The 8395-nt window shown below is 67.1% G+C and carries 10 protein-coding genes; 7 read left to right on the top strand and 3 right to left on the bottom strand.

Annotated features, from left to right (window positions below):
• The 4 genes from R1H25_RS13405 to R1H25_RS13390 all read left to right on the top strand — a co-directional run.
• On the top strand, positions 1 to 194 hold a 194-nt coding region (locus R1H25_RS13405), incomplete at its 5' end, for a hypothetical protein (RefSeq protein WP_317223824.1).
• Between the two features lie 49 nt (positions 195 to 243).
• Entirely contained in the window at positions 244 to 873 is a 630-nt protein-coding gene (locus R1H25_RS13400) for a superoxide dismutase (RefSeq protein ID WP_317223823.1), read from the top strand.
• Entirely contained in the window at positions 870 to 1445 is a 576-nt protein-coding gene (locus tag R1H25_RS13395; protein ID WP_049448134.1) for a flavin reductase family protein, read from the top strand. Before R1H25_RS13400 ends, R1H25_RS13395 begins: the two co-directional genes overlap by 4 nt.
• On the top strand, positions 1445 to 1780 hold the full coding sequence (locus tag R1H25_RS13390; RefSeq protein ID WP_053498539.1) for a lipopolysaccharide assembly protein LapB: 336 nt from the start codon (positions 1445 to 1447) through the stop codon (positions 1778 to 1780). The genes R1H25_RS13395 and R1H25_RS13390 overlap by 1 nt, the downstream gene beginning before the upstream one ends.
• A 4-nt stretch (positions 1781 to 1784) precedes the next feature.
• Here R1H25_RS13390 and R1H25_RS13385 read toward each other — a convergent pair whose 3' ends face one another.
• Entirely contained in the window at positions 1785 to 2933 is a 1149-nt protein-coding gene (locus R1H25_RS13385) for an acyl-CoA desaturase (RefSeq protein WP_005413710.1), read from the bottom strand.
• 11 nt (positions 2934 to 2944) lie between these two features.
• A complete protein-coding gene (locus R1H25_RS13380; RefSeq protein WP_317223822.1) occupies positions 2945 to 4015 on the bottom strand; it encodes a ferredoxin reductase in 1071 nt (356 codons plus the stop codon).
• Between the two features lie 92 nt (positions 4016 to 4107).
• On the opposite strand from R1H25_RS13380, the gene fabR reads away from it, so the two are divergent.
• The 3 genes from fabR to R1H25_RS13365 all read left to right on the top strand — a co-directional run bounded on the left by fabR (position 4108) and on the right by R1H25_RS13365 (position 7739).
• Positions 4108 to 4764: an HTH-type transcriptional repressor FabR gene (gene fabR / locus R1H25_RS13375; RefSeq protein ID WP_005416927.1), complete on the top strand. Its 657-nt coding sequence runs from the start codon at positions 4108 to 4110 to the stop codon at positions 4762 to 4764.
• Positions 4765 to 5041: 277 nt separating this feature from the next.
• Entirely contained in the window at positions 5042 to 7201 is a 2160-nt protein-coding gene (locus R1H25_RS13370) for a TonB-dependent receptor (RefSeq protein WP_317223821.1), read from the top strand.
• Positions 7191 to 7739, top strand: coding sequence for a thioredoxin-like domain-containing protein (locus R1H25_RS13365; protein WP_317223820.1), 549 nt, complete (start codon positions 7191 to 7193; stop codon positions 7737 to 7739). The genes R1H25_RS13370 and R1H25_RS13365 overlap by 11 nt, the downstream gene beginning before the upstream one ends.
• A 114-nt stretch (positions 7740 to 7853) precedes the next feature.
• Here R1H25_RS13365 and mntR read toward each other — a convergent pair whose 3' ends face one another.
• The gene (mntR, locus tag R1H25_RS13360) at positions 7854 to 8324 is read right to left on the bottom strand and encodes a manganese-binding transcriptional regulator MntR (protein WP_014037494.1); all 471 of its coding nucleotides are present in this window, start codon (positions 8322 to 8324) and stop codon (positions 7854 to 7856) included.
• Between the last annotated feature and the right edge of the window lie 71 nt (positions 8325 to 8395).

Genomic DNA, 8395 nt, shown 5'->3' with positions numbered 1-8395 from the left:
GCCGGCAACCCGACCTTGCCTGTCTGCCGGCCAGCGGCCGGCACTACCATGCCGCTCCTGCTCTTGCCTTTGACTCCCTCTCCGCGCCGCCGCAGGGAGCAGTCCTGCAGAGATTGATGGAAGAAATCAAAGCGACGAACGCGCACGCATTTCAATCCCGCCCCTTGACCTCAACCAATGTTGAGGTGCGATAACGATCTCCCCACGGCCAGCCTTCTGGCCTTCCCCACGGAGATTGCTTCGATGTCGTACTCGCTTCCCCCGCTGCCCTATGCCTACGACGCCCTCGAGCCGCATTTCGATGCGCGCACGATGGAGATCCACCACAGCAAGCACCACCAGACTTACGTCAACAACCTCAACACCGCCATCGAGCAGGCCGGCATCGCCGCACAGCCGGTCGAGGCGCTGATCGCCAACCTCGATGCCGTGCCCGAGGCGCAGCGTGGCGCGGTCCGCAACAACGGCGGTGGCCACGCCAACCACAGCCTGTTCTGGACCGTACTCAGCACCAACGGTGGTGCACCCGATGATGAACTGGCCGCCGCCATCAGCCGCGATCTCGGCGGTTTCGATGCCTTCAAGGATGCGTTCACCAAGGCTGCGCAGACCCGCTTCGGCAGCGGCTGGGCCTGGCTGACCAGCGATCGCGATGGCCGCCTGCAGGTGGAAAGCAGCGCCAACCAGGACAGCCCGCTGATGGGCGCAGCCGTCGGCCTGTCCGGCCACACCCCGATCCTCGCACTGGATGTCTGGGAACACGCCTACTATCTGCACTACCAGAACCGCCGCCCGGACTACATCGGTGCGTTCTTCAACATCATCAACTGGGCCGAGGTCGGCCGGCGCTACCGCCAGGCCCGGGCCTCATGAGCGGCGAGACGCTGCCGTACGCCGGGCCGTGGGCGGGGGTCTTCCCCGCCCCGGCCCCGGTGCCGTCGGTCGAGATGCCGCCGCGTGCCCTGCGGCGGCTGCTCGGCCACTTTCCTACCGGCGTGGCCATCGTCTGCGCACGCGATGCGCAGGGCAAACCCATCGGCCTGACCATCAATTCGTTCGTGCCGGTGTCATTGCAGCCGCCGCTGGTGCTGTGGAACCTGGCGTTGCATGCGCAGAGCCTGTCCACCTTCCAGCGCGCCACCCGCTTTGCGATCAGCGTGCTGGCGGCCGACCAGGAGGCGCTGGCCCGGCGCTTTGCCGATCCGCAGGTGCGCAACCGCTTCGACGGCCTGGCATTGCTGGATGACGATGAGAACGCCCCGCCACGTATCGCCGGTGCGGTCGCCCATCTCACCTGTACCCGCCACGCACAGTGGCCGGTGGGCGATCACCTGCTGCTGGCCGGCCGCATCATCGAAGTGCACGAGAACGGCGGCGCGCCGCTGCTGTTCCATCGGGGCCGCTTCCAGCCCGGCCCGGCCGAGCTGCTGGTGGAGGTGCGCTGATGAACATCGAAGCCCTGGAATGCATGCTTGCCGCCGGCAAGGACGGCGCGCTGCTGCGCTTCGGCCTGGGCAAGGGCTGGCTGGATGCCGGCAACCCGGTGCGCGCGGCAACCCATCTGGGCCGTTGCGTGGTGCTTGATCCGCAATACTCGGCCGCCTGGAAGCTGCTGGGCAAAGCCTGGCTGGCCAGCGGCCAGCCGCAGGCCGCGCGCGAAGCATGGCAGCGCGGGCTGAGCGTGGCCGGCAGCAAGGGTGACCAGCAGGCACGCAAGGAAATGCAGGTGTTCCTGCGCCGCCTGGACCGCGAACAGGCGGCCTTGGCGAAGGCGGGCTGAGCGATCAGCCCGCGTTGGCCGATGCCGGTGCGGACATGATGTCCGACATCGGCAGGCGGCGCGGCTTGCTCGGGAACGCGTGACGCAGGATGCGCCAGACCACCTGGCCGAACTGGCGCGGCAGCGAGCCGTTGTTGTAGTGCTGGCCGTAGCGGCGGCAGATGTCCTTCACTTCCTTGGCGATGGCCGCATAGCGGTTGGCCGGCAGGTCCGGGTAGAAGTGATGCTCGATCTGGTGGCTGAGGTTGCCCGACAGCACGTTGATCAGGAAGCCGCCGCTGATGTTGGACGAGCCGCGCAGCTGGCGCAGGTACCAGTGGCCGCGCGACTCATTGCGCAGGCATTCCTTCGGGAAGGTTTCCGATTCGGCGGTGAAATGGCCGCAGAAGATGATCACGTAGGTCCAGATGTTGCGCAGGCCGTTGGCCACCATGTTGCCCAGCATCACGGTGAGGAAGAACGGGCCGGCCAGCAGCGGGAAGAACACGTAGTCCTTCAGCACCTGGCGGGCCATTTTCCGCGCCACCGGGCGGGTCTGCATCCACATCGCACGGCCGCTGATACGACCCTTCAGCCAACGGCCCAGGCGCAGGTCCTGCGCGGCCACGCCCCACTGGAACAGCAGCGCGAAGATCGGCGCGATGATCGGCTGCAGCAGGTAGAACGGCTTCCAGCGCTGCTCCGGGAAGATGCGCAGCAGGCCGTAGCCGATGTCATCGTCCATGCCACGCACGTTGGTGTAGGTGTGGTGGCGGAAATTGTGGGTCTTGCGCCAGTTGTCGGCGGTGGCAACGATATCCCACTCGTAGGTGTTGCCATTGAGTTTGGGGTCGCCGGTCCAGTCGAACTGGCCGTGCATGACGTTGTGGCCCAGCTCCATGTTCTCCAGGATCTTCGACAGCGCCAGCAGCAGCGTGCCGGTGATCGCGGCCGGCCACAGCAGCGGCATCCAGAACAGCGGCGAGAATGCCGCCAGGAACAGCAGGCCGCGGCCACCCACGCCGAACCAGCGCACGGCGGCAGCCACCCGGCGGATGTAGCGGGTATCGGAGGCGCCGAGGCTGCCGATCACACGGTCGCGGATCGCGTCGAGTTCCTCACCGAAGGCATGCATCTCGGCTGTACTCAGGGCACGGTCGGTAGCGCGGGTCATGGCAGGCGTCCTCAGAGATCCAGGGTCAGGTCGGTAGTCGGCGCGCTCACGCAGATCCGCACCGGCTGTGCCGATTCGGACTGCAGGTCGCCGGTGCGCAGGTGGCGGGTGGCGCCACTGACGCGGTCACAGCTGCAGCTGTTGCAGATGCCCATGCGGCAGCCATGCTTGGGCTTGATGCCATGGGCTTCCAGGCTTTCCAGCAGCGAGCGGCCACGCGGCACGCTCAGCTGGCGGCCACTGCGCGCAAGCGTCAGCGACACCTCACCTTCGCTGCTGGCATCGCGCAGCGGCGCCGGCGGGGTGAAGGCTTCGGCCTGGAAGCCGGCCACCTGGTGCGCCAGACGTTCGCGCGCAGCGGCAACGAAGCCGTCTGGGCCGCAGGCCAGCACATGGCGCTGCGCCAGCGGCGTGTCATCACCGGCCACCTGCAGATCATGGGTATCGATGCGCGCGGCCGGCGCCTGACCCTCACGGGTGGTCAGCAGATGCACGCGCAGGTTCGGATGCGCCGCAGCCATCGCCTGCAGTTCATCACGAAACTGCAGGTGGGCGGCGGTGCGCTCCCAATAGAACAGGTCCACCGGTGCTGCCAGCGGGCGCTGGCAGGCGTCGCGCAACAGGCTGCGCATCGGCGTGATGCCACTGCCGGCAGCCAGCAGCAACACCGGCGCGGCGGCAGGCATATGGAATTCGCCGAAGGCGGCATCGAGGCGGAACAGTTCGCCCGGCTGCGCATGGTGGACCAGATGCTGGCTGACCCGGCCACCCTCGATCGCCTTGACGGTGATCGCCAGCTCACGCCAACCCAGTGCGGTGGGGCTGTAGCTGCGCTGCCACAGGCGTCCTTCAATCTCGACGCCCAGGGTGACGTGCTGGCCAGCGCGCATGCCGGCCCAGTGCCGGTTGGTGCGCAGGACCAGGGTCGCCGCGCCCTCCCCGGCCGGCTCACGCCGGACCAGGCGGGCCACCGGCTCGCGCAGGGTCCACAGGGGATTGAGCTGGCCCGCCCAGAAATCGAACAGCGACGGCGAGACCCAGCGGTGCGGAGAGAACAGGGACGGACGGACGACAGCGTTCATGGGTGAACTATACGGGCGCACATACACCTGTGTATACATGTGTATATTGAACCGGATTGGGTATGATTCAGCCTCGCCCCACCGGAACCCCCATGGCCGCCGCCACCGTCTTGTCGACGCCCGAAGATGCCAACAGCCCGGCCCGCCGTACGGTGAGCCGCGAGGATCTGCTGGCCGCCGCCCTGAAACTGATCGGGCCGCACCGCAGCCTGTCCACGCTCAGCCTGCGCGAAGTGGCTCGTGAGGCCGGCATCGCGCCGAACAGCTTCTACCGGCAGTTCCGCGACATGGACGAACTGGCCGTGGCGCTGATCGATGCAGCCGGCCGCTCGCTGCGCACCATCATCGGCGAGGCCCGCCAACGCGCCACCTCCACCGCCACCAGCGTGGTGCGGGTCTCGGTGGAGACCTTCATGGAGCAGCTGCGCGCCGACGACAAGCTGCTGCACGTACTGCTGCGCGAAGGCGCGGTCGGCTCGGACGACTTCAAGCACGCGGTCGAACGCGAGCTGCACTATTTCGAGGAAGAGCTGCAGCACGACCTGGTGCGCCTGGCCGCACTGGATGGCGCCGTACTGCATGCCCCGGAACTGGTGGCCAAGGCCATCACCCGGCTGGTGTTCGCGATGGGCGCCACCGCCATGGACCTGCCGCCGGAGAAGGATCCGGAACTGGTCGAACAGATCTCCACGATGATCCGCATGATCATCGTCGGCGCCCGTACCCCCGCCGCATTCCGCCGCGGCTGACGATCGGTACCCGGGGTCGGATCCCTTTCCAAAGAAAGGGCTCTGACTCCGTCTCCCTGCCCCACACGGCAATTCCATCCTTCGCATATGACCACCGGCAGAGTCGCAGCCGTTAGATGTAATGTTATAACACTCACATGATCTGACTCGGCCGGCGCTCCACTCGGAATTGCTGTGGCTTCGTTATATAGCACTTGCTATATTGATAAGCCGCTGCTTTCATATGCGTCAGCCAGGTCGCCCTCGCCGCCTTTCTTCCCCCAAGGACGACGCCCTCATGCCCGTTGCCGCCCCCCTCATCCGTCGGCTGCCCCTGGCCGCCGCCATTGCCCTGACCCTGCCGCTGCCCGCACTGGCCGCCACTCCGAAACCGACCGAGCTGGACCGCGTGCAGGTGAAGGTCAGCACTGCCACCCGCAGCGAACGCCTGCTGTCCGATGTCCCGATCCGCACCGAAGTGCTGCGCAAGGAAGACATCGCGCTGCGCGCGGCCACCGACTTCTCGCGCGCAGCCGAGCTGATCAACGGCCTGCGCGTGGAGAGCAACTGCCAGAACTGCAACACCAGCGAAGTACAGCTGCTGGGCCTGCCCGGCGCCTACAACCAGCTGTTGTTCGATGGCATTCCGCTACTGTCCACGCTGGGCAGCGTGTACGGTCTGGAACAGATCCCGGCCGGGTTCGTCGATCGCATCGAAGTGGTCAAGGGTGGTGGCTCGGCGCTGTACGGCCCGGGTGCGGTTGCCGGTGTGATCAACCTGGTTCCGCCGCTGCCGGCGCGCAGCGGTGGCCATGTGCAGGCCGGCATGGATGTCCTGAAAGGCACGCCGCAGAAGAACGCCGATGTGCGGCTGGACCTGGTGGCCAAGGAAGCAGACGCCGGCCTGTCGGTGATTGCCCAGCGCAACTGGAACAGCGGCATCGACTACAACGGTGATGGCTACACCGAGATCACCCGCAAGAACCTCAAGGTCGGCGGGCTGCAGGCCTGGTACGCGCCCACGCCGGGCACGCGGCTGCGCCTGGACCTGCAGGTGACCGATGAAACCCGCCGCGGCGGCAACCGCCTGGACCAGCCCGAGTATCTGGCCAACATCGCCGAATCGCTGGATACGAAATACCGCCGAGGCAGCGTGTCGTGGGATCAGGAAGTCAACGCCGACGTCGATTTCCGCCTGGCCTACGCCTTCGCCGACATCGATCGCGACAGTTTCTATGGCGGCCTTGGCAACGTGGTCACCGATCCGTCCGCGCCCGGCTATGACCCCTCGCAGCTGGACCGCAACGTGGCCGGCAGCGCGGCCTCGCGTTCGTGGCGCCAGTACGGCCGCACCCACAACCCGCTGCACTACATCGACAGCCAGTTGAACTGGCGGCTGGGCGCGCACACGCTGGCCTTCGGCGTGCAGTACAAGCACGAGGCGTTGCGCGACGACAACCGCACCGGTGACGGCCGGCGCCTTGCGGTGCTGGAAGACGCCACCTTCCACAACCTGGGCGCCTTCATCCAGGACGAATGGAGCCTGCGCGACAACGTCGACCTGGTGCTGGGCGCACGCGTGGACAAGAGCTCGGAGCTGGACAATGCGGTGTTCTCGCCGCGCATCGCGCTGGCCTGGCAGGCCAACCCGAACCTGAAATGGCGGGCGGGCATTGCCACCGGCTTCCGTGCACCGGAGATCTTCGTCGAGGACGTGCATGTCGACACGCTGGGTGGCGAACAGGTGCGCGTGCGCAACACCGAAGGCCTGAAGGAGGAGCGCGCGTTGACCACCCTGTTCGGCTTCGACTGGCGATCGGACCCGGCCAATCCGGTGTGGAGCTGGGATGCCACCGCCTCCTATGCACGCATCCGCGACACCTTCGCGCTGGGCGAGATCCAGCGTGGCGATGACGGACAACTGAGCCAGCTGCGCTACAACGCCTCCGGCTCGAACGTGCTGGGTGCGGAAACCAACCTCGGCTGGCAGCCCTCGCCGCAGTGGCGCCTGACCGCGGGTGCCTCGTGGTATCGCTCACGCTTCCGCGAACCGCAGCGCATCTTCGACGACACCGGCGATGGTGGCGACACCGTGATCGAAAGCCGCGACTACCTGAAGACCCCGCGCTGGACCGGCCTGGCCCAGCTCAGCTGGATGCCCGCCGAGCCCTGGGAAACCTTCGTCGCGCTGCGCCATACCGGACCGATGTCGGTGCTGAACAACCGGCTGGGCGAGCTGCACCGCACCCGCTCGTTCCTGGTCACCGATCTTGGTGCGCGCTGGCACCGGCATCTGGGCGCGCAGGCGCAGCAGGAAGTGTCGGTGGCCGCAGGCGTCAAGAACGTGTTCGATCAGCGCCAGAAGGACCTGGAAGTGGGCGCGCTGCGTGACAGCGACTATGTCTACGGGCCGCGTTTCGCGCGTTCGTGGTACGTCAACCTGCGCTATGCGTTCTGATCCACTACGAGCGCTGTTGCTGGCCTGTGCCGTGCTGCTGGCCTCACCGGCGATGGCTGCGGACCTGCACGCGCAGGTCTCGGCCTCGCTGATGCGGCCGGAGCAGCGTTCGCTGCGGCCGATGCAGTGGACGCCGCCGCCGACACTGGTGGCGCTGTACTTCGGTGCCGACTGGTGTGCACCGTGCCACGCCTTCGTACCCACGCTGCGCAGCGTCCGCGACGCGTTGCGCGAGGCCGGCGCCGATACCGAAGTGGTGTACGTCAGCCTGGATGAAAGCGAGGCCGCGCTGCGCCGCTACATGCACGCGCAGGACATGCCGTGGCCGGTGCTGGACCCACGCCGCGCCGCGCGCATGCCGGCGCTGCAGGCATTGGCCGGGCTGGCACCGCCGAATCTGGTACTGATCGATGCCGACGGCAGGGTGCTGGCCAATGGCTGGCAAGGGCGGCGTTACGAAGGGCTGCAGCCGGTGTTGAAGGAATGGGCGAAACGGGCGTGCGCGCAGCAGCAGGCCCGTTGCCCGCCCGAATTGTAGAGTCGAGCCATGCTCGACTCATTCCATCACCGCGCGAACAGCAGTCGAGCATGGCTCGACTCTACAAAAATCGGGATCGCGCGAAATGCCGCCGGGCATGGCCCGGCGCTTCCGTCACGGCGCCCCGCCCTCGGCCTTGCGCACGAACGCTTCAAACAAGGCCAGCGTCTGCTCGCTCACATGGTGCTCGATGCCCTCGGCATCACGCCGTGCGGTATCCGGATCCACCCCGAGCGCCAGCAGGAAACGCTCCACGGTCTGATGACGCTGGCGGCTGGCATGCGCCAGCGCCTCGCCTTCCGGGGTCAGGAACACGCCGCGGTACGGTCGCTGCACCACCCAGCCATCGCGGGCCAGCCGCCGCAGCATCTTCGCCACGGTGGGCTGGGCCACGCCCAGGCGGGTCGCGATGTCGACCTGGCGGGCCTCGCCGCCGTCGGCCAGCAGATCCGAGATCAGCTCGACATAGTCCTCCACCAGCTCCATCCGGTGCGCCTCGCGCACTTGCCGGAAGCTCTCGACCTGGCGCTCGGCCTCGATCAAGGGGGTGCTTTTCAGCGATGTCGAATCGTCGGTCTTGCCCACGCCTGCGCCTGTCCTTCCGGTGTAATCCGGTGTTGAACCTGAATTCTGGACCAGTAACGCGATAAAGACGA

Source organism: Stenotrophomonas veracruzanensis (assembly GCF_032911525.1).
GTDB lineage: Bacteria > Pseudomonadota > Gammaproteobacteria > Xanthomonadales > Xanthomonadaceae > Stenotrophomonas > Stenotrophomonas africana.
Note: the sequence above shows the minus strand (reverse complement) of the source record. Positions and strands in the feature narration are given on the sequence as shown.

What these genes read in the sequence shown, in the direction of transcription:
- R1H25_RS13400 (WP_317223823.1), top strand. Translation starts at nt 244, where the DNA reads ATGTCGTACTCGCTTCCCCCGCTGCCCTATGCCTACGACGCCCTCGAG.
- R1H25_RS13370 (WP_317223821.1), top strand. Translation starts at nt 5,042, where the DNA reads ATGCCCGTTGCCGCCCCCCTCATCCGTCGGCTGCCCCTGGCCGCCGCC.
- R1H25_RS13390 (WP_053498539.1), top strand. Translation starts at nt 1,445, where the DNA reads ATGAACATCGAAGCCCTGGAATGCATGCTTGCCGCCGGCAAGGACGGC.
- fabR (WP_005416927.1), top strand. Translation starts at nt 4,108, where the DNA reads ATGGCCGCCGCCACCGTCTTGTCGACGCCCGAAGATGCCAACAGCCCG.
- R1H25_RS13395 (WP_049448134.1), top strand. Translation starts at nt 870, where the DNA reads ATGAGCGGCGAGACGCTGCCGTACGCCGGGCCGTGGGCGGGGGTCTTC.
- R1H25_RS13365 (WP_317223820.1), top strand. Translation starts at nt 7,191, where the DNA reads ATGCGTTCTGATCCACTACGAGCGCTGTTGCTGGCCTGTGCCGTGCTG.
- R1H25_RS13380 (WP_317223822.1), bottom strand. Translation starts at nt 4,015, where the DNA reads ATGAACGCTGTCGTCCGTCCGTCCCTGTTCTCTCCGCACCGCTGGGTC.
- R1H25_RS13385 (WP_005413710.1), bottom strand. Translation starts at nt 2,933, where the DNA reads ATGACCCGCGCTACCGACCGTGCCCTGAGTACAGCCGAGATGCATGCC.